Below are 19,679 nucleotides of genomic sequence, written 5' to 3'. Positions count from 1 at the left end.
TCCCCTCCCAATTCTATATATTATGAATCAATCTCATATTAATTGTGCAAAATCAATAACCATGCGTATTCCTAAATTCAGTCATATATGCATTCATTTCATCCCATGTCATCTTACAATTGTAATTATCCAAAAACTGCTGCCAATCAGATATTAAACCTTCTATTCCGTTTTGATTAAATAAATAATAGATACTATCATCATATCCATCCACCATTTTCATTACATTTTCAAGGCCATAGGTCTGTACCAGATATGTAACGAAGGAGTTACTGCATCCCACCCCAAAATTTGTTAAATCAAGAGATGAGGTTGTATACGATCCATAAGTGAATCCATACCAGAATAATCCTTTTGTTCCTATGTTTGATTTTAATTTAGGATTGTTCTCAAACATTTTTGAATGCTCAATTACATAGTTATGAATATCTAAACCGTAATTACAGGAATTAATTCCCATTCCTAGGAAGTTTTGCATGTATTCATTAAGGCCAGTCCTCAAAGGTCCTGAGTACGATCCAGATTTCGCACTATCTTTCTTATATGTAATTAGATCTGTCAGTGCATGGACGATCGGAACAATATTATGTTCAAACATAGCACTGCTGAGCGTCATCTCGTATATATACGCCTTCGGTGTATATTCCCTTAGTCCACCATAATTAGCACCGGGCATAGTTTCCTCAAATTCCTCCAAGTATTGCAATTTCGTATATTTTTCATAATACTCTTTTCCATGAACAACTAATTTTATATAAATAGTATCTTTGCCTTTAATTTGTTGACACCAGTCTTGCTTGTTCAGTAATTTGGCAATCTCATCAATATATTTGCATACTGCATCTTCAAACGCTCCTTGTGTTTTATACACTGCATTGGTTAAGTCATACTTTTCCCAATATTTTTCTTCATATAAAAATTTAATTTTAAATCCACATGCAATTTTATCTTGAACTGAATTTGTGACTGTTGCGCTTTCTGTTGTGCTTTCAGTACTGATATCTGACTTTGATTCAGTCGAGATAACTTTTTCCCCATTTAATGTAACTATTATTGCGATTATAGATATAATCAATATTACAGCAATTAAAATCACTCCTATTAATTGCTTTTTCTTTTTTAAAATGTTTCGCATCTTATCCTTACGTTTCCCCATTATTTTACCTTCCCATGGTTTTTATGTTTAATTAAAATAAAAAAAGCCACAAAAATAAATTAATATTTTTGCAGCCACAATTTATAAGGTAGAATTCTAACTTTTGTTACCTAAATATTTTCCCCTAATAAATAGACTTTAGCATGTTAATTTATCCCCAAATTTATAATACCTTATTGTATGGGAATTATCAATGAAAATATAGGAGTCAATTTGTTATTTAGCGCGGCTAACCAAGTGCTATAATAATAAAAATAGCCTAAAATCATTTTATATTTTCAGTATTTTTCAGTGAACTATATATGGGAATTTTAAAGTTCTGTCCAATCCTCAACTATAGCTTTTAATAAATAATATAATTCTTCCTTTTTTGTCAATCTCTCACCCCACTCATAGACAAGATTTACATTTACTCTAAATTTCACTTATTCTTTTATGCAAATCTTGGTCAAATCCTCCATCGAACCACTCCACCCATCACCATCTTCATTTAATCCATGAATATTAAAAATGGAATAATTCCCTGTTTCAATCTGGGATTTTGGATCCTTTATTTGTGTAAGATTTCCATCTTTTTTCACATAAAGCATATTAATATTTTCAAAGGTGCTTTCTTCATTAAGGTTTTCTACACTTCCCGAAAAATATATATCCCACCCGCAATAATTTTTTTTATCTAATAAGGATATATCTAAATCATTAAATAAACGTTTCGACTTCTCTAAGGTTGTTTTATTCATATATATGAGAGCATTGTCAGTTTTGTATTTTCTTACCTCAATTAATAATTTATTTTTTCCCACGAAATTAGCAATAATAATCTCATAAACAGAGTGCGTTTTGGGATCATACAAATTCATGGAGCTACCTCCACGAGAGATGTTTTTAATGGACCCATCCGTTATTACGGTAATACAAATATCACTAACGACAGTTTCATCGGATAAATTCCACTTATCCGTTACAATCCTTTCGACCTCGTTAAGTACATGATTAACATCCACTGGACTAATCTCTGTGTTTTTGAAGTTGGGATCCGGAAATAGTTTACTTAAACCTTTAAAATTAGAAAGGCAAAAGAAGGTCAGAAGTAAGGTTAATACTACAGCAAATATGGAAGTAATAACTAAATTAGTTTTATTTCTCTTTTTTATAGTTTTCAGCGGATTCACTTCATCTCTATATTTTAACTGTCCGCCATTAGGAATATCACTTTTTAGATTTTCCAATTCAATTTTACAGTCAATGCATTCTTGCAAATGCTCCTCCACAGACTTTTTTGACTCAGATGAACATGCATCGTCTATATACAATGGTAATAAATCCTTTATAATTTTACAATTTTGTTTCATATTAACCCTCCTCGTTTTCCAACATTGATTTTAGTTGATTTTTGGCTCTATAATACGTTACTCTTGCCCAGCTTTCTGATTTTGAAAAAATATCTGCTATATCCTTTAACGACAGTTCACTAAAATGTCTTAACATAAACACTTCCTTATAGGGTTCACTTAAATTATGTAAAGATTTGTGAATATGCTTTAAATTGTCTTTTTGTTCAAAATACTCCGATATAGAGTAATCAGATGGGATTGTCTCTGTTAGTTCAGTTGCATTGTATTTTTTTTTATTTCTAAGATAGTCAAAATAGCAGTTCTTAGCAATGCTGCATAGCCAGACGGATAATTGGGAATTTCCTTTAAAAGATTTTAAGTTTTTATATGCCCGATAAAAGGTCTCTTGTGTAAGCTCTTCTGCGAGATGAAAATCTTCCGTTATAGTCATAAGATATCCATAGACTTGTTTGGCGTATTTTGAATATACTTCCTCAAACTCCCTCATTTGACCACCTCCTAATGATAGTTAGACGGATTAATATATAAAACGTTACAAATAATTTATGCTTTATAGTTTTTTACTGGTTTCTACTGGTTTCTACTGGTTTCTACTGGTTCTAAGTCCCAGCTATTAACAGAAGATAAAATAATAAGGTTTCCTGCAATCGGTGTTTGTCACCTCTGCAACCAATTTTATCTACTAAATTTTACCATAACCCTATTTAATTATTAATTATACACCTAAAAGTATCCTTAATAAAAAGCCAAAAATTTATTTTTAATTATTTAACTTCCCTATTTCTTTTTTAATACAGTATATATGTAATTAAAAATATAATAAAGAAGGATTGATTAATAAATACATTTAATAAAGAAAGAGAACTCATTTTGTTGACACCCACAGAAGATGTTCTGATGGATGAATCAACCGTAACCCGCATCTTTAGCCTGACCTACACTAGTAGGAAAGACTTTTTAGCTCTGATTATTCTAAGCTGTAAGCCCGACGGTCTGATGAAGTAAGACGGGGTGCACTTTACCTAGCAACGCTTAGCTGTAATTGAAAAATACTTCAAAAGCCTTACGTCTCATGTCCCCATTCAAACAATCTAATTGCCAATGCTTTATAAACATAATATTCAAAAAGGTAATCAAGGGTAATCAAACTCTATAAAAACAAAAAACGCTCAAACCCTTTTAAATACTAAGGTTTGAGCGAATAATATGAAGCGCGAGACGGCGCACGAGGTCCAGTGGACCTCGGCTATGCGTGGACCGAAGCGAAGCGTAGACAATCGAACTTCGAGTCCAGGATTGGACTCGAAAAAGGTAAGAGGACATCCATTCGGATGTCCTCTTACCTTTTTTAAGCGCGAGACGGGAATCGGACCCGCGACCCTCTCCTTGGCAAGGAGATGCTCTACCGCTGAGCCACTCGCGCGTGTTGCATATAGTTGTGTGCGTCTTACAGGCACATTTAGTAATATACTATATGCGATTAATTTTGTCAATATATTTTTCTGTGTTGAGCCCACATTTTTCTGTGTTAAACCCACATTTCTATCCATTGTTGTGGCAATTGTCACGTCAATCGTTGTTCAGTAGATGTGTACATTTCTGCTTCAACTGATTCTTATTTCCTAATTTGCGTATCATCTTTATGTATTGTCCACTTTTGTTCAGAGATTTTTCTTGCAATCAGCCTTTTATCCACTGATTCTCTAATGAGTGTATAACAAACTGAACATAAAGGAATAAATATTATCATTCCAGCAATTCCCATCAGGTTAGCGCCAATTGTTACTGCAAACAATACCCAAATTGATGGTAGACCAACAGATCCGCCTACGACATGAGGATATATTAAATTCCCCTCTATCTGCTGCAATACAAAAAATAAAATTACAAATCCAATTGCTTGAACTGGACTAATGATTACAATCAATAAGAATCCAACAATCAAGCCCACCAATGACCCAAATATAGGCACAAGTGCAGTTAATGCAATCAGCACGCCCATCATCCATGCATACGGCATTCTAAATATTGTCATTGAAACAAAGAACATCGTTCCTAATATTACCGCTTCCAGGCACTGCCCCGATAAAAATCCAGAAAATGTTGTATTTGATAATTTGCCAACATATATAACCCTATCGACAACTTTCACTGGTAATATCGCATACATGATTTTTTTAGCCTGGCGACTTAACTTTTCTTTTTGAAATAATACGTATATTGCAAATGTAAAACTAATAAAAAATGTTATTATACTACTTAAAACTCCACCAACGATTCCGAATGTTGAATCAAGAAACCCAATTGCTACATTTTGTAGAAATTTCACGGCAGTGTTAGTCATCGTATCTAAATTAATATTATTCTGGTCTATCAATCCCTTAAATTGTGGCCACTGCGTATTTAAAGACTCTAGATATTGCTTGGCATCCGCATAAGCACTTGGAATCTGTTTAATTAATGAATTGCAAGTCCTTATTAACTCTGGAACAACAACTAGCATTACAACTAAAATAATGCAAACCACGATTAATATCGTAACAAATAATGAAATTCCTCTTTTTATACTGTTTGACTTTAATTTTAACTTTCCAAACAATTTTACCTCTATCTGCTTCATAGGTACATTTAGTATAAATGCAATCGCAGCACCTAAAACAAATGGAAACAATAGGTTTAACCCTGACTGAGCAAAACCGATAATACCCGATATATTCTGTAATCCAACGTAAAACAGAATTCCCGCAAACACTACAAACAACATATTCTTATTATTTTTATATATAAATTCCACTATTACTCCTATCTCCTACCTAATGTAAATCAAATTTAACGACTATTTAATGCATGTTACAAATCCATCACTTATCATAGCTAGCATGTATTTTACTATATTTGGGTCAAACTGTTTACCTGTAAACAGTACTAATTCAGACAGTATATTATCATCTTTTAGTTTTGGTCTATAACATCTATCACTTGACATTGCATCATATGCGTCTGCAATACATATGATTCTTGCAAACAAAGGTATGTTTTCACCTTGCAAGCCTAATGGATATCCACCTCCCGCATATTGTTCATGGTGATACATTGCGCCATCCCCAATTCCCGGGATTGCAGAAAAATCCTTTAGGATCTCTCCACCAATTGTTGTATGCATTTCAATGATCATTCTTTCTTTATCTGTTAATTTTCCAGGCTTGTTCAAAACATCATCTGATATCCCTATTTTACCTATATCATGCAGTAATGCTATGTAATAAATTCTATCTAGATCTTTATCTGCTATTTCCATACGCCTGGCAATTTCTTTTGCATATTTTGCAACTCTATTGGAATGACCTTTTGTGTATGGATCCTTGGCATCAATGATATTGGCAAAAGTCTTTAACGATTGTACTATAATTCTCTTATCCTGTCTCTGCTTTGCTTTGAATTTTCTTACTCGTAATTCAAAAGCACTATATACTATAATCATCATTAATACTACAACCAACATAATTGACAATATCCAAAATAATGGGTAATGCTGAATCTCATATATTTTATGCGCATATATTGTGATATTTTTTGCATTGAAATCGGAAGGTGTATACATGACAAATCCAAATGTGATTGAATTATTCTTAAGAACATTTACATCGTAATCGACTGCTTTAATTGTTATCCAATTATCTTCCAATATATACACGCCTTTCCAAGAACTATCAATATAACTCTGTTCAGGCACCTGTATCTCTATTTTCCAATCTGTAATATCGATTCCCGTATTATTATAAAACACTCCATCATATTGAGCACCTATACTACCATACGCATCTATCCAACTTTTCCCTTGATTAAATTTTACATAGAATTCGTTATCTTTACCATCCTCTTCGGAAACGTCTTCAACAAGTTTTATCTCATCATTTTTCTGTTGCTTTACAACACTCCCTAATATCAAAAATCCTAATCCGATGGCTAAAAGTATAGCCAGAATAACGTAAATAAAGTATCTCTTTTCTCTCATAGTATCCCCCACCAATGATTTCTAAAGTAATATTTTATATTCTACCCATATTTAATAATATATAGTATTAATTATATCATAGACGTTATTATATTTCTATTTCTATTTTAATTTCTATTTAGATTTTTATTTTGCCTTAAATTTTGATTCCCTTCATTGTCCAATACTAATTAGGTTCACTCTTTTATTTATTGCAATTAATTGGTATTTCTTATATAATTTGTATATGTTTTAAGGAGGAATATATTGAATAAAATACTTAAGAAATTTATTATATTTTTAAGTCTACTGGTAATTGCCAGCGGTACCTATTTTGCATACATTCATTTTTATAAACCATGGTCAGATTCTAAAAGAGCAAGTTTGGAAGCAGATTCCAATAAAGTCCTAGATGATGAATTATATATTGAACCAGACAATATTAAAGACCTTCAGTTATCTACGGATGCAGAAAATGTAGCGCCTTCTATCGCAGCAACATCTGCAGCTGCAAATGTTAAATCCAAGCAATTGCCAGTAGAATATATCAGTCAGCTTCCAGAACTACCTACTGGATGTGAGATTACTTCGCTAGCAGAAGTCCTTAATTATCTAGGGTACGAAGTTGATAAGGAATATCTTGCCGAAAATGATCTCAAGATGATTGATGATTTAAGTGGTTCCTTTAATTCTTATTTTATTGGTTCCCCATGGTCAGAAAGTGGTTGGGGCTGTTTTGCGCCTGCCATTACGAATGCTGGTAACAAATACCTCACCAGTATCAAATCTTCTAAAAAGGCCTATAACATCAGTGGTTCTACGCTAAGCCAGCTTTTGGCAGAAATTCGAAATGGCAACCCCGTTATTGTTTGGGTTACCACTAGATTAGATGAACGTACGATATTTGATAATATTGAAATGGATAATGGCACAATTTTTAAATGGCCTGAAAATGAGCATTGTGTTGTACTCATTGGATACGATTTAAATTCACCTCAGACTGTAACCGTAGCCGACCCACTCGCTGGTGTCGTAGAGAGGACTTATTCCCAGTTTAATTCAAGATATAATGAATTGGGTAAAAGGGCCGTAGTTATAAAATAGGCAATCCCAAATAATTCAAATAGCGGACAAGTTCTTCCTCCCAAAACGGCCACACATGTCCTAGTCCTTCTATTTGGTCATAGGTATAGTCATATTTATCAGGCATCTCTTCAAAGCATTTTTTTACCATAAGATTCATATCAAGCCAAGGATCTTCACTGCCACAAGCGTGATATATCCTTGGTCGTTCTATGTCTTGAAGTGCTAGCATATGTGCCTGATATTTGACACCATATTCATTTTGATTTAAATCGGTGTCGCCAAACAAGCGAATTCTGGTTTTTGATTTCTCCGAATTATCATTCGCAAAATCGGCATCTGCTTTATCGCCTGCTGAAAATGCACCAACAGAGCCGAATTTTTCAGGATATTTCAATGCAGTATGAAGGCAACCGTATCCACCGTTTGATAATCCGCAAATATAGTTGTCTTCTCTTTTAGAGGAGAGAATCGGAAACATATTCCACATAGTCTTTGGCAATTCGTCGCCTACATAACTTCCATATTTTCCACCGATATTCATATCCACAAAACATGATTCATGGACATTGGGCAGAATTGCCGCAAATCCTCTTTCATTTACATATTCCACAATTTTAGTATGATATAACCATCCGGTATGGTCACCGCTACCGCCATGATAGAGCCATAGCGTCTTTAGTTTCTTCTCTTTGGGAATCTCGTCTGGAAGAATTACATAACATTCCATATTATATTTTAAATTTATAGAAAATATATTTGTTCGAATAACTGCCATGTCACTTAACCTCCCTTTCCTGCACAAACCATTCTATAGCTCTTTTTATGCATTGATCCCAGTAATCAAAATCATGTTTGCCCTCTGTCTTTTCCATTCTGACAGAATATCCGAGTTTTTTCATATGAGCATACATCTCTTCATTCATTTCACAGCGATTGTCCTGTTCGCCGCACATAATCAGATATTTTATATCATTTGTGGATTGTTCTGACATATAAAATAAATCATTCTTGCTTTTCACTAATTCTTCTCGTTCTCCAAATACACGTTGCATATCAATACCCTGTGGGTGGTCATATCGCTGTAGGACGTCAAGTGTGCCGCTAAAGGAAGCCACGTAGCCAAACAATTCTGGATGGTTCAGTGAATTCACAAATGCTCCATAGCCGCCCATAGACATCCCTGCAATCATGCGATCCTGCTTGCATGCTGACAATGAAAACCAACGTTCGCAAAGTTCTGGTAATTCCTGACTGATATAATCCATATAGTTTTTTCCTTGGTTTTGGTTTACATAAAAGCTATTGTTTCCGGATGGCATAATAACTGCCACATTTTTACCTTCAACATAATCCGCAATTCTTGTCTTTAATAGCCATGTGGTTTTATCACCGCCTGCACCGTGTAAAAGATAAATCGTTTTATAATTTCCATGTCCTTGTGGCATCAGTATATCAACCGATACCGGCATGTGTAATACCTTTGAATCAAAATCTGCGCTAAGCCATGCCATTTTTTCTGCTCCTTTGATAGGTTTATATGATTCTGCCCTTTCCGAACAGTATAGCATGGATTAAATGGTTTTTAAATATTGGGAATAACTGATTTTATATCTTTTTCTTGCTATATAAATGCATATTACTTATAATTTATTTATATAATCCGATATTAATTTTACATTTATGTTTACAGATTTTCTTATAGTTTGTATTACAGTTTTTCTTATGGTTTGTATTTAAAAAAATTAATAGGTGCTAAACTCAGCACATGGAGGCATAACAGATGCGCATTCTTATATATAACGAAGGACGAGATGAAAAAATAAAGCCTGAAGTTCTTCAGGTTTATCCAGACGGGATTGGTGCAATATTAGCTGATATTATACGCGAACTGCCCGATTATGAGCTACTTGATATTCTCTCAATGTATGACATTGAGGAGAAATTGACGGATGAGATATTAGAAATGACTGATGTGTTACTATATTGGTCTCATGGTGGTAACAAACAGTTTTTAGATGAATTGGCTCAGCGAATCCAATCCCATGTTCTTCGTGGAATGGGTTTCGTCGTCTTACACTCTGCCATTGGTTGTAAGGCCTTTAAATCGCTTATGGGTACAACCTGTTCCATCCATTACCGACATGATGATTTCGAACGCATGACCTGCTGCAATCCGCAGCATCCGATTGCCGCAGGCCTCCCTCTTCATATCGAATTAGAAAAGGAAGAAAGCTACGGAGAATTTATTGATGTACCAAAGCCTGATGACATCCTATATCTTGGTTGGTTTGATAGCGGCGAGGTCTGCCGAAGCGTCATGACTTGGAACCGTGGTTATGGCAAAGTAGTCTTCTTGCAACCCGGCCACGAAACAAATCCTTCCTACCATAACCCCTTAATTCAACAATTGATTCGTAATTCTTGCACCTGGGCCACCCGCACATTTCACCTCCCCAATCTCCCCACCGACTTCCACCAAGACCCAAGCCTACAAGCGAATCTTTGATTCCCTTAGCTTAGTTGCAAACTAGGTTTTAGTCTTGGTCTTGTCCATGGTCTTGTCCTTGGTCTTGTCCTTGGTCTTGTCCTTGGTCTTGTCCTTGGTCTTGTCCTTGGTCTTGTCCTTGGTCTTGTCCTTGGTTTTATCCTTGGTCTTGGTTTTGGTTTTATTCCCGCTTAGATTTAGTGTCAAACCTTATTTATTAATATGTAAATGTGAAAAAGAATTTATAATTATGCATTTCGCCGCTGACCGGCTGAGAACAGCGCCTTATGCTGTTCGAAGGAAAGGCAAGGCAAATACATAATTATAAATTCTTTTTCACTCAACACCTAAATAGGTTTTATCATGTAACTACTTTATTTACTTGTGACCATCTCCGATATCATACATAATTCCCCATAATTTCAAGTTCTTATTAAAACTTAATGTATAAATCACGCTTCTATTTTCGTATAATGCTGTAATTTCTACGATTCCATAACTATCATCTTCATTATCTTCTTGATAAACATTGGAAGATATGATTTTTTGAAATTTTCCTAAATTTTGTGCCGTTAGCGCTTTTTTCACATTCGTTATCGTTTCCAACGGCAAAGTGCTTTCTAAGTTATTTTTTATATATTCATTTTTAATTATCGTATCATCCTCCTCATTGAGAAGCGTTACGATTTTCTCTGCCATATTAACAAAACTTGTTTCTCCACTTTTGCTAAATATATTTTTAGAGATTGCTATCTCTCGAAAGATAACGATTGTACTAAAAATTCCCAATAGAACTACTACTGCTACTATAAAAAGGATAATCACTTTTTTCTTACTTGGTTTCCCAAATTCAAGCAGGTTTTCGTTAAATTCATTCGCAAGTTCCTTAGGCAATCCCATTCGCGCTTGGATTTCTTCCCATGCTTCTCCATTTTCAAGGGCACTTGTGATATCTGCCTGTAAATCCTGACATATGGCCTTCTTTTTTGCTTTGGTACACTTAAGATATCTTGAAATTTCTTTTATATATTGTCCCTGACGCATATATCCCCCATTCTACCGCAATCGTCGGTCTACAAAATTATCATTATGAGTATCTATTATTCATGCAAGATTTCTATTACTTTATCAGAAAATCCATTCCATAAGATTTTTAACGCTTCTAATGTTGCTCTTCCCTCATCTGTAATTGCATAGTATTTTCTAGATACTTCCTTGCCTGAGGGTATACTCCATCTACTAACGACCAGTCCATCATCTTCCAATCGATATAAAATAGGGTATAAGGTGCCTTCCTTCAGCGTAAACACACCATCACTTTTATCTTTTAATTCATTAATTAATTGATATCCGTACTTTTCTTCTTTGATTAGTAATTGTAGAACCAGGATCTCAAAAACACCTTTTTTTAGTTGTCGCTCATAATTTTTATTCAATTGTTCACCTCTATTACTTTGTATTGCTTATGCTTCTTTAAATTACTTTGTATTGCTAAGTACATTATATTGCAATGCATTTAGCATGTCAATACTCGCAATTATCTTTTATTGCCTTTTATTATAGTCCATATCCATTTATTCTATTTCATTACCTTTTTACCATGAATTAATTTAACTATAATTAACAACATACAAAAGATAGGTATCATCACCAATAGAATACTGGATAAATCTTTGAGCAAATAGCTTAATAAATCTTCTCAAATTCCGTCACTTTTTTGCTATTCTCCATGCTTATATGATGAACGAAAAAGGACCCATCCGAAAGGATGAATCCTCGTCTCTGCCATGTATAATCACTTTTGTCGTCTTCATTCAGCTACATTTACATCTACATTACCATCTACATTGCCACCTGCATATCCGCAGTTGCAATCGTGCTTGGGCGATGGGCGATCATAATCGTTGTTCGGTCCTTCATCAATGACTGAATCGCCTCTTGAACCAAATATTCTGACTCATTATCAAGTGCTGAAGTTGCCTCATCGAGTAAAAGAATTGGTGCATTTTTAAGAATCGCTCTAGCAATGGCAATTCGTTGCTTCTCACCACCAGAAAGATTTGCACCACGCTCGCCTGTCAGGGTATCATATCCTTGTGACTGCTTCAAAATGAAGTCATGCGCATTTGCCACCTTTGCTGCATTCACAATCTCTTCCATGGTAGTTCCCGCCCTACCATAAGAAATGTTTTCGGCGATGCTAACATTGTATAAATACGGATCCTGCGGCACGTAAGCAATCAACTCCCGAAGTTTATGTAATCCCATTTTCTCTAATGATATCCCATCAATATAGATTTTCCCCATTTCTGTGGGATAAAATCCTAGCAATAGCTTGGCAAGGGTACTCTTACCACGTCCGGAATGTCCCGTAATTGCTACTGACATTCCTTTTTCAACAGACAAACTAAAATCACTCAAAACCTTCTTATCACTCGTAGGATATCCGAATGTTATATGCTCCATTGAAACATAAGCACGTTGATCTGTCCGTTCATTCACACTTTGTTCCTTTCCATGTTCTACATAAGTGTTCGGTTCCTCTTCCACATCCAGGAATTCAAAAACTCGCTCGGTATTTACCAGGCAATTGACTAGTTCCGGCACATATCTTCCAATCTGCAAAAAATGCCAGCTAAAGATTCCATACAACATATACAAGGCCGTCAATGAACCAAGATCGACTACTCCCTCTCCAATGTAATAAACCCCAAGTCCCAAAAACACTAGCGAACAAAGCAAATTAAATGCATTGTTTAAAGCTGTTAGTAATGCTGAATACCAATTCTGTTTCTTTTCGGTCTGAGCACATTGCTGATTGGAATCATTATATTGCTGCAAAATTATATCCTTTACTGCAAATATTTTAATCATCTCAATGCCTTGCAAAATATTGGTCAGATTCTGAGTCATCCCTTTATTCATTTGGGACATTTTTGCGCTTACTCTCTTCATAGGCTTTACCATAAATGTATTCACCACCAAGGAAATAAAGTTAACGGCAAGCAATCCTGCTGTCAACTGAGGGCAAAGATAAAACATTGGAATCAAGTACACAACAACCATTAAAACTGGTGTAATAACACGTCGAAGTCTGGATCCAAATACATCTCCAGTTCTATTTGCATCATACATTAATTTTGACATAAAATCTCCAGTATGATGCGTTTCATAATATTGCATCGGAAGCTTAACAGATTTCATATAAACTAATTCAATGATTTTTGCAACTGCTCGCTTAGCCTCGTGGTTATAAATAACTGTTGAAAAAACCTGAATCACCATGACAATAGCGCCCTCCAGCAAATTTGTTACTAGAAGAAATGCCAACCCCTCTGATGATTTATTTTCAGCCATAGTGAATAAATCACGAATTAGAAATGAACTGATAATTTGAAATAGTCCTCCAAATATAGCCATAGAGAGAATAAATCCAAAATAGAAGAAGGCACGTTTTCCCATCATCGTCTTAATCAATCGAATCAGTGTTTTCGATAATTTCATTATATTTCACCCTCTTTTCCAATATCTTGTGTCTTACTCTGCGCCTCGTAAAGGTTGTAATATACGCCATTGGTTGCTAACAGCTCCTCATTGGTTCCACTCTCCACAATCTCCCCTTTTGAAAGTACCATAATGGTATCTGCATTTTCAATGGTAGACAATCTATGTGCTATGGTAATAACCGTTCTTCCCTTAGAAATACGGTCAATGGCCTCCTTTATCAGGTCCTCCGTTCCAACATCAATAGCCGAGGTTGGTTCATCCATGAGAAGAATTGGCGCATTTTTAAGAAATGCCCTGGCAATGGAAATTCTTTGCCTTTCACCTCCAGAGAGCCTAGCTCCTCGCTCCCCAGCCAACGTATCATATTGTTGTGGCAAACTAAGTATAAATTCATGAATATTTGCCATTTGACATGCTTCCTGAATTTCTTCTAGTGTGGCTCCCTTTCGACCATACACCACATTTTCGGCTATCGTTCCTGGAAATAAAAATACGCTTTGCGATACCAACGAATAAAGGTTCCTTGCCGCATCTAAATTCCAATCTTCAAAATTTCTACCACAAAGTATGTAACTTCCTAGTTGCTTTTGATAAAATCCACAAAGCAATTTAAAAATTGTTGACTTCCCTTCTCCTGAGCTGCCCACAAATGCTATATTTTCACCAGCTTTAATCTTGAAGCTGACATTTTTTAGAACTGGGTTATCATCATTGTACGAGAAATCCACATTTACAAATTCAATAACGGTTTCGCCTGAATTAACGCATGATTTCTCACATCCATTTCCAGATTCATTCTTAGATTCATTCCCAGATTCATTTCCAAATCCATTCTCGAATCCATTTCCAGATCCATTTACAGATCCATTTCCATTTCCATATCCATTCTTAGATCCATTCCCAGATCCATTTCCAACATAAGTCCCGCTAGGTTCGTTTTCCTGATTCATAATCTCTTCTAGACGCTGGATGGATACACCATTTTCGCGCGCTGTATTAAAAAGTCCCGGAAGCTCGCTCAAAGGATGAATAATTCTATCAAGCATCAAAACAAAATAAGTCATCTCACCCACGGTAATGGTACCGCTTAGCACCCTCATAAGTGCAAGTGTTGCCAAAATAATGTTTGGTAGCCAGTTAATTATACTCTGTAAAAGCCAAGCCACTGATGACATTCTGTTACGCTTAAATTCAAATTCTAGGAGCCCATCGTTGGCATCATAGATTTTCTTCTTCATCACATTCATCAGATTAAAGCTTCTGCCCACCACGATGCCTTGAATATTGTCATAAGCCGCAGCGTTTAGCACGTCGATTTTCTTCCATCTATTCCTCGCTAGATTTGCCATTCGCTTTGATGAATAATTAGATACCACAAGCACTAATGGATATCCCACCGCCAAAAATAGTACCAATACAAAATCCATCTTCCCAATTGAAATAATAATAGTAATTGCCTCAATTAATATTCTACAAATGTCAGGAAATGTTTCTGAAAAGAACTTTCCTGCTTCACCAATATCGGATATCAGCTTGTTCAAAATACTGCCTGTAGAATTCTGGTCATAGTACTTAAACTCCAGTTGCACCAATTTTCTCCCAGCTTCCTTACGAAACTGTGTCTTAATATTCACACTGAATTGAGACGCACACAAACTAGAAACCAAAGAGGCCGTAAATCCTATTCCAACAAATAGGAAGAGCTGACTCATAAAATGTGTATTGATAATGTCCGTCGCTTCTCCCGACAGCAGTGTATCAATCGCCTTGGCTATCAAACTGCTGCCCTTCACAATAACCGAGGTCAGCACATAGACTGCGATTAATTCGACTATTAGATAGGGTGAATTACGCAATGCAATCCTTCTAAATACATGATTCTTTTTCATCCCGTTTTTCCCCTCGTTCTTTATCTTTTGTGTAATTTGAAATATTTTCCAAATTCTATATTTCTAATAGATTACTTTTTCGTATGCGAATTGTCAACAACAAAAATGCTTTTTCCATTTTCTATTTATAAACGCAAAAGGCCCGCCGTGTTACGCATGCGATAAAAGTATCACCTAGGCTTGGCGGGGTCGATTGTTTATTTTATACCATTTAAATTTTCTAATTGATTGCTATGCTAGTATTTCCTTTACTAGCCCCTTCTTTTCTAACACATTATGTCCGATTATCTTCCCTACGCTAATCGTATATATCCTGATTCAGTGTAAATGAATGATTTCCCATTACACAATCCTCAATTTAAAATATGAATTACTATAGCAAAAGTATATCATTGCAATTATGAAAAGACAAGAGAATCACTCCTGTTCTGTTTTAGATAATCACTCGGTGATATTCCAAAATGCTTTTTAAATACCTTAGAAAATTGTTCAATACTAGAATAACCTAATTTATCTGCTATTTGCGATATTATATAATCACCATGCATGAGCAAACAGGTTGCAGCGTTCATCTTTGCCTCAAATTTCATTTTGATGAATGATTTCCCATAATGTTTCAATAGGAATCTTTGCGTTTGTCTTATGCCTAATCCTAATCTAGATGCCAGATTATTTAAAGTAATATCCGCGTATTCATATAAGAAATATCTATCAGTAATAATGCATCTCTTGTCATTAATATTCGATGAATTTAATTTTTCGGCATCTTGTATTCCGTTTAAATATTGGTTTCGCTTTGAATATTGTTTTCCCTTTGAATAATTTCTTACCAAGCATACAAGTATTTGTCTGATTAAGGATTCAACCTGAATATTGTAACCTAACGGCCGATTATCCAATTCATAGATTAATTGTATCAACAGTGGGTAAATAGCACATTATCTTTAAATGGTAAACAAAAAGGTAATCAAAATAAATATAATGGAAAATTCAATTAGTATTAGTTATATTATTGAGTACTCCGTACTGGTCGTATGTAATTTTAAGACCTGGCTTTGCATACATCGTTTTTGTTATTAGATTTACTAAATTCTTATTATTGATGTGTGCGGTAGCAGCTGATATGTCAGATGCAGATGGATTACCACCTTGCACAATGATGTAGTTAGTTGCACTATCATACACAATAATCGTGTTCGGTTGCATTATCATAGGAACTAGAATAGGACTTGGTGCATATGTAGGAAACTGACTTTGATTTGGGTCAGGCAGTTGATATGTCCCAGGTGAATTCGGTGTGGGATAATATATATTTTGTATCTCTCCATGCTGGTCATAATCTACCTTTATTCCAGGCTTAGCATATATACCTTGTTCTGATGTGTCCCATAAAAGGTCTGGTGAAATTTTACTCTTTTGCTCATCTGAAAGCTGTCCGCCTTGAACGTAAATTGGACCCAAATTGTTATCGTAAATAATTATTGTATTAGGCTGCATTATAGAAGGAATTCCAATTTTATTGCTAGTTTTTTTAGCACTTCCGCATGATGTTAGTAGGACAAATAGCAGGGTCATGATAATTGCGAACAATAGATTGTTCCTTATTTTCATAGTTCTATACCTTCCTAATTTATTAAATGAATATTGTAATTTATATGTTATAAAAAAGAAGGTAATTACATATTGTGGCTCCTCCCTCAAATATAATTACTCTTCACTTCGCAATCATATACAAAAGTGAACTATCTACTCTCCTGCAAATTCAAATTGAACAAACAATTATTTTTTAGGTTGTAACACATGCTATTACTCTATTAAACATATACATAGTTATCGATGCGATATTACCATCTTCTAAATACTCTATATTTACTTTATATCCTAATCCTTGAAATGGAACTTCGTTCGCTTTAACTCCACTTCTTTTATTTGTTTCCAATACAAATATTGGTTTTCTTAAAGAATAAACTCTGACCATATCAATAGTTAACATTACCCCATATAAAGTTATTAAGATTATTATTGCTGATAAAACAATCTTCAATTTCTTTTTGCAATATATAACTACTGAAAGCATTATTATTAGCAGTATTATCATTAGCAGTACAAAAAATCCCAACATTCTTTTTCCTCCTAGAAATTCAAATTTAAACTTGTCACCCCGGCAACCAGGTTTATCTACTAAATTTTACCATAATCCTATTTAATTATCCATCTAAAAGTACCCTAAATCAAGTAGCTGTAAGCCGACGGTCTGATGAGGTAAGACGGGGTGCCGGCCATGAAGATGCACAAATCACCTTCAATAGCTATTGTTATAATCGACCAGACAAAACCCTAACAAACAATTTAAAGTTTGTCTACAACATAAATTAGAATCAAAAAGAGCATCAACCCTTTACCGCAGGCAATTGCTTGCAATTGGGGATTGATACTCTTTATTTTATATATCCAATAAACCAAATAATCATTTATGGTTTGATTCAAGCATTATCTTATATCAAGTCTTGATTTAAGATGGAGCTAGGTAAACTCGATAGCTTGTATCAGCTCCATCATGACTGTAAGTTAACCAATCTGGTCTCGTTACTGATATACCAGAGTAGCCATTTCCACCACTTACTGGTGTACCTAATATTATAGGTGCAGGTGATACTTACTTTATTGCTGACTCTGTAGATACTTGAGACTGATTCTGTGACTCACGACTAGCTATTCCGCTGCAAAACCCAGCTAAATATATTATTGCTATAATTATAATTATGATTCCTACAATCATGATTATATTTTTTTTATTATACATTTTCACCACATAATAATTCGATCATCTTATTCATTAAGATTTTCGGATTATTTTTCCCCCTATTTCATATTTAATTAAATCTATAAATATATTATATTCCATATAATTCCATATTTCAACTTAAAATTTTAGCTTGTATAAGAATAGAATTCAAGTTGTCTACAACTTGGCTGACAGCAAGAAAAAAGGAAACCCAGTTATTATCTAGATTTCCTTACTAAAATATGAAGCGCGAGACGGGAATCGGACCCCTCTATGTAGTAAAAAACATTGATAGAAAGGAGCTTTCAATACATCATCTTTAAATGGTAATCAAAAAGGTAATCAAATTTTACAAATTATTGTTTTATATGTTTATTTACTTACTTTTATCTTTTCTATTATAAACCTAATGGGAAGTTGTTTTTCTTCGCTTTTTATAAAGATTGTATAAAATTTTTGCTGAAGTTTATGCTTATTAGGTATGCATGAATTATGTTGCTACTCGTCAAATTTAAATCCCAAATCATTTGATGTTTTTTTATCATTTAACCCTGATCCATAATCACTCATATACCATTTCTTGCTGCCTAATCCCCAAAATGAATTTTCATCATGATATTGTTCTGCTTGAATATTTGAATTATCAATAATTGTAAAATCTTCTATAACATTCATTGTACCATTTTCAAGTTTACTTTCGGTATAATGCCACTTTGGCTTATTAGTATTTATTTCATCATAAAGTAATTCTTCTGTTAACTCATTTGATAACAGAAACTTTCCATCAGCAAATATGTACATTCCCCAAGTATGCGAACGTGCATTATTTGCAACTATTGATAATAGTTGCTTGTTTTTTCTATCAATAGCAGGATTAAAAATGTCAGAGAAAGATTTATTTTCAACAAATCTTTGAGAGTCTTTATCCCAAAGCCAGCAATAATATAAATGGTTTGCTCTTGCACTAACGCTTGCATATAAAAACATGATATCTTTATATCCATCAAAGTTAAGATCGGTTAATCTGAAACCCAAAGTATTATTATAACTTAGAAATATGTCAGTATCATCAAAATTCATTTCTTGAAGTTTTTGATTATTAATTGCATCAAAAATTTCTATTTTATTGGCATGACAAGCATAATCATTATCACTATATCCATTTATTATGAATTTAAATTCAGGAGTATCATCAAAAACTTTTCCAGTAAATGACCTTGTATATTTTACTATTTGATTAGATGTGTCTTCTGTTTCTGATTTTGTTGTCAAACTTTCATTGCTTTGACTATTTTTTGAATTTTTTGTACAAGAAAAGAGAAATAGAGATATTACAAACAATATGATTAATACATTAGCCTTTTTCACAAAACACCCTTCCTTTCCCACTGTATAAAATATAAATAATATATACTTTGCATT

18 protein-coding genes and 1 tRNA gene are annotated in these 19,679 nt (G+C 34.3%); 2 read left to right on the top strand and 17 right to left on the bottom strand.

Annotated features, from left to right (window positions below; translation table 11 throughout):
* Positions 1–52: 52 nt before the first annotated feature.
* The 6 genes from BMY18_RS02210 to BMY18_RS02185 form a co-directional block, all read right to left on the bottom strand.
* Positions 53–1,156, bottom strand: a complete 1,104-nt coding sequence (locus BMY18_RS02210) for a hypothetical protein (protein WP_092450119.1) — start codon at positions 1,154–1,156, stop codon at positions 53–55.
* Positions 1,157–1,581: 425 nt separating this feature from the next.
* On the bottom strand, positions 1,582–2,508 hold the full coding sequence (locus BMY18_RS02205) for a zf-HC2 domain-containing protein (RefSeq protein ID WP_092450117.1): 927 nt from the start codon (positions 2,506–2,508) through the stop codon (positions 1,582–1,584).
* A 1-nt stretch (position 2,509) separates the two neighbouring features.
* Complete coding sequence (locus tag BMY18_RS02200) at positions 2,510–2,998, bottom strand: RNA polymerase sigma factor (protein WP_092450115.1); 489 nt, start codon at positions 2,996–2,998, stop codon at positions 2,510–2,512.
* Positions 2,999–3,862: 864 nt separating this feature from the next.
* A tRNA-Gly gene (locus tag BMY18_RS02195) sits at positions 3,863–3,934 on the bottom strand.
* A 192-nt stretch (positions 3,935–4,126) separates the two neighbouring features.
* Complete coding sequence (locus tag BMY18_RS02190) at positions 4,127–5,305, bottom strand: AI-2E family transporter (RefSeq protein WP_092450113.1); 1,179 nt, start codon at positions 5,303–5,305, stop codon at positions 4,127–4,129.
* Between the two features lie 42 nt (positions 5,306–5,347).
* Positions 5,348–6,526: an HD domain-containing phosphohydrolase gene (locus BMY18_RS02185; protein WP_092450111.1), complete on the bottom strand. Its 1,179-nt coding sequence runs from the start codon at positions 6,524–6,526 to the stop codon at positions 5,348–5,350.
* A gap of 246 nt (positions 6,527–6,772) precedes the next feature.
* On the opposite strand from BMY18_RS02185, the gene BMY18_RS02180 reads away from it, so the two are divergent.
* Positions 6,773–7,609, top strand: coding sequence for a C39 family peptidase (locus BMY18_RS02180; protein ID WP_170841260.1), 837 nt, complete (start codon positions 6,773–6,775; stop codon positions 7,607–7,609).
* On the opposite strand, the gene BMY18_RS02175 is transcribed toward BMY18_RS02180, so the two are convergent.
* Together BMY18_RS02175 and BMY18_RS02170 are read right to left on the bottom strand one after the other, a co-directional pair.
* The gene (locus tag BMY18_RS02175; RefSeq protein ID WP_092450107.1) at positions 7,599–8,366 is read right to left on the bottom strand and encodes an alpha/beta hydrolase; all 768 of its coding nucleotides are present in this window, start codon (positions 8,364–8,366) and stop codon (positions 7,599–7,601) included. The genes BMY18_RS02180 and BMY18_RS02175 overlap by 11 nt on opposite strands.
* A 1-nt stretch (position 8,367) precedes the next feature.
* The gene (locus BMY18_RS02170) at positions 8,368–9,102 is read right to left on the bottom strand and encodes an alpha/beta hydrolase (RefSeq protein ID WP_170841259.1); all 735 of its coding nucleotides are present in this window, start codon (positions 9,100–9,102) and stop codon (positions 8,368–8,370) included.
* A gap of 269 nt (positions 9,103–9,371) precedes the next feature.
* Between BMY18_RS02170 and BMY18_RS02165 the strand changes: the two genes are divergently transcribed.
* Positions 9,372–10,097, top strand: coding sequence for a ThuA domain-containing protein (locus tag BMY18_RS02165; protein ID WP_092450103.1), 726 nt, complete (start codon positions 9,372–9,374; stop codon positions 10,095–10,097).
* Between the two features lie 357 nt (positions 10,098–10,454).
* Here the strand turns inward: BMY18_RS02165 and BMY18_RS02160 are convergent, their stop codons facing one another.
* From BMY18_RS02160 to BMY18_RS02125, 9 genes are all read right to left on the bottom strand, one after another.
* Positions 10,455–11,120: a DUF3887 domain-containing protein gene (locus BMY18_RS02160; protein WP_092450101.1), complete on the bottom strand. Its 666-nt coding sequence runs from the start codon at positions 11,118–11,120 to the stop codon at positions 10,455–10,457.
* Between the two features lie 56 nt (positions 11,121–11,176).
* Positions 11,177–11,512 carry a PadR family transcriptional regulator gene (locus tag BMY18_RS02155; RefSeq protein ID WP_092450099.1) on the bottom strand — a complete coding sequence of 112 codons (336 nt, stop codon included), beginning with the start codon at positions 11,510–11,512 and terminating at the stop codon, positions 11,177–11,179.
* Between the two features lie 406 nt (positions 11,513–11,918).
* The gene (locus tag BMY18_RS02150; RefSeq protein WP_092450097.1) at positions 11,919–13,580 is read right to left on the bottom strand and encodes an ABC transporter ATP-binding protein; all 1,662 of its coding nucleotides are present in this window, start codon (positions 13,578–13,580) and stop codon (positions 11,919–11,921) included.
* Positions 13,580–15,472, bottom strand: a complete 1,893-nt coding sequence (locus BMY18_RS02145; protein ID WP_092450095.1) for an ABC transporter ATP-binding protein — start codon at positions 15,470–15,472, stop codon at positions 13,580–13,582. Before BMY18_RS02145 ends, BMY18_RS02150 begins: the two co-directional genes overlap by 1 nt.
* Positions 15,473–15,870: 398 nt before the next feature.
* Positions 15,871–16,392 carry a helix-turn-helix domain-containing protein gene (locus BMY18_RS02140; protein ID WP_170841258.1) on the bottom strand — a complete coding sequence of 174 codons (522 nt, stop codon included), beginning with the start codon at positions 16,390–16,392 and terminating at the stop codon, positions 15,871–15,873.
* A 70-nt stretch (positions 16,393–16,462) separates the two neighbouring features.
* Complete coding sequence (locus BMY18_RS02135; RefSeq protein WP_092450091.1) at positions 16,463–17,083, bottom strand: hypothetical protein; 621 nt, start codon at positions 17,081–17,083, stop codon at positions 16,463–16,465.
* Positions 17,084–17,258: 175 nt separating this feature from the next.
* Positions 17,259–17,594, bottom strand: coding sequence for a hypothetical protein (locus tag BMY18_RS02130; protein WP_092450089.1), 336 nt, complete (start codon positions 17,592–17,594; stop codon positions 17,259–17,261).
* Between the two features lie 534 nt (positions 17,595–18,128).
* Entirely contained in the window at positions 18,129–18,275 is a 147-nt protein-coding gene (locus BMY18_RS20915) for a hypothetical protein (RefSeq protein ID WP_170841257.1), read from the bottom strand.
* 480 nt (positions 18,276–18,755) lie between these two features.
* Positions 18,756–19,625: an XAC2610-related protein gene (locus BMY18_RS02125; RefSeq protein WP_092450087.1), complete on the bottom strand. Its 870-nt coding sequence runs from the start codon at positions 19,623–19,625 to the stop codon at positions 18,756–18,758.
* Positions 19,626–19,679: the final 54 nt, after the last annotated feature.

The sequence above is a fragment of the [Clostridium] fimetarium genome (genome assembly GCF_900111235.1).
In the GTDB taxonomy this organism is placed as follows: domain Bacteria; phylum Bacillota; class Clostridia; order Lachnospirales; family Lachnospiraceae; genus Clostridium_N; species Clostridium_N fimetarium.
Note: the sequence above shows the minus strand (reverse complement) of the source record. Positions and strands in the feature narration are given on the sequence as shown.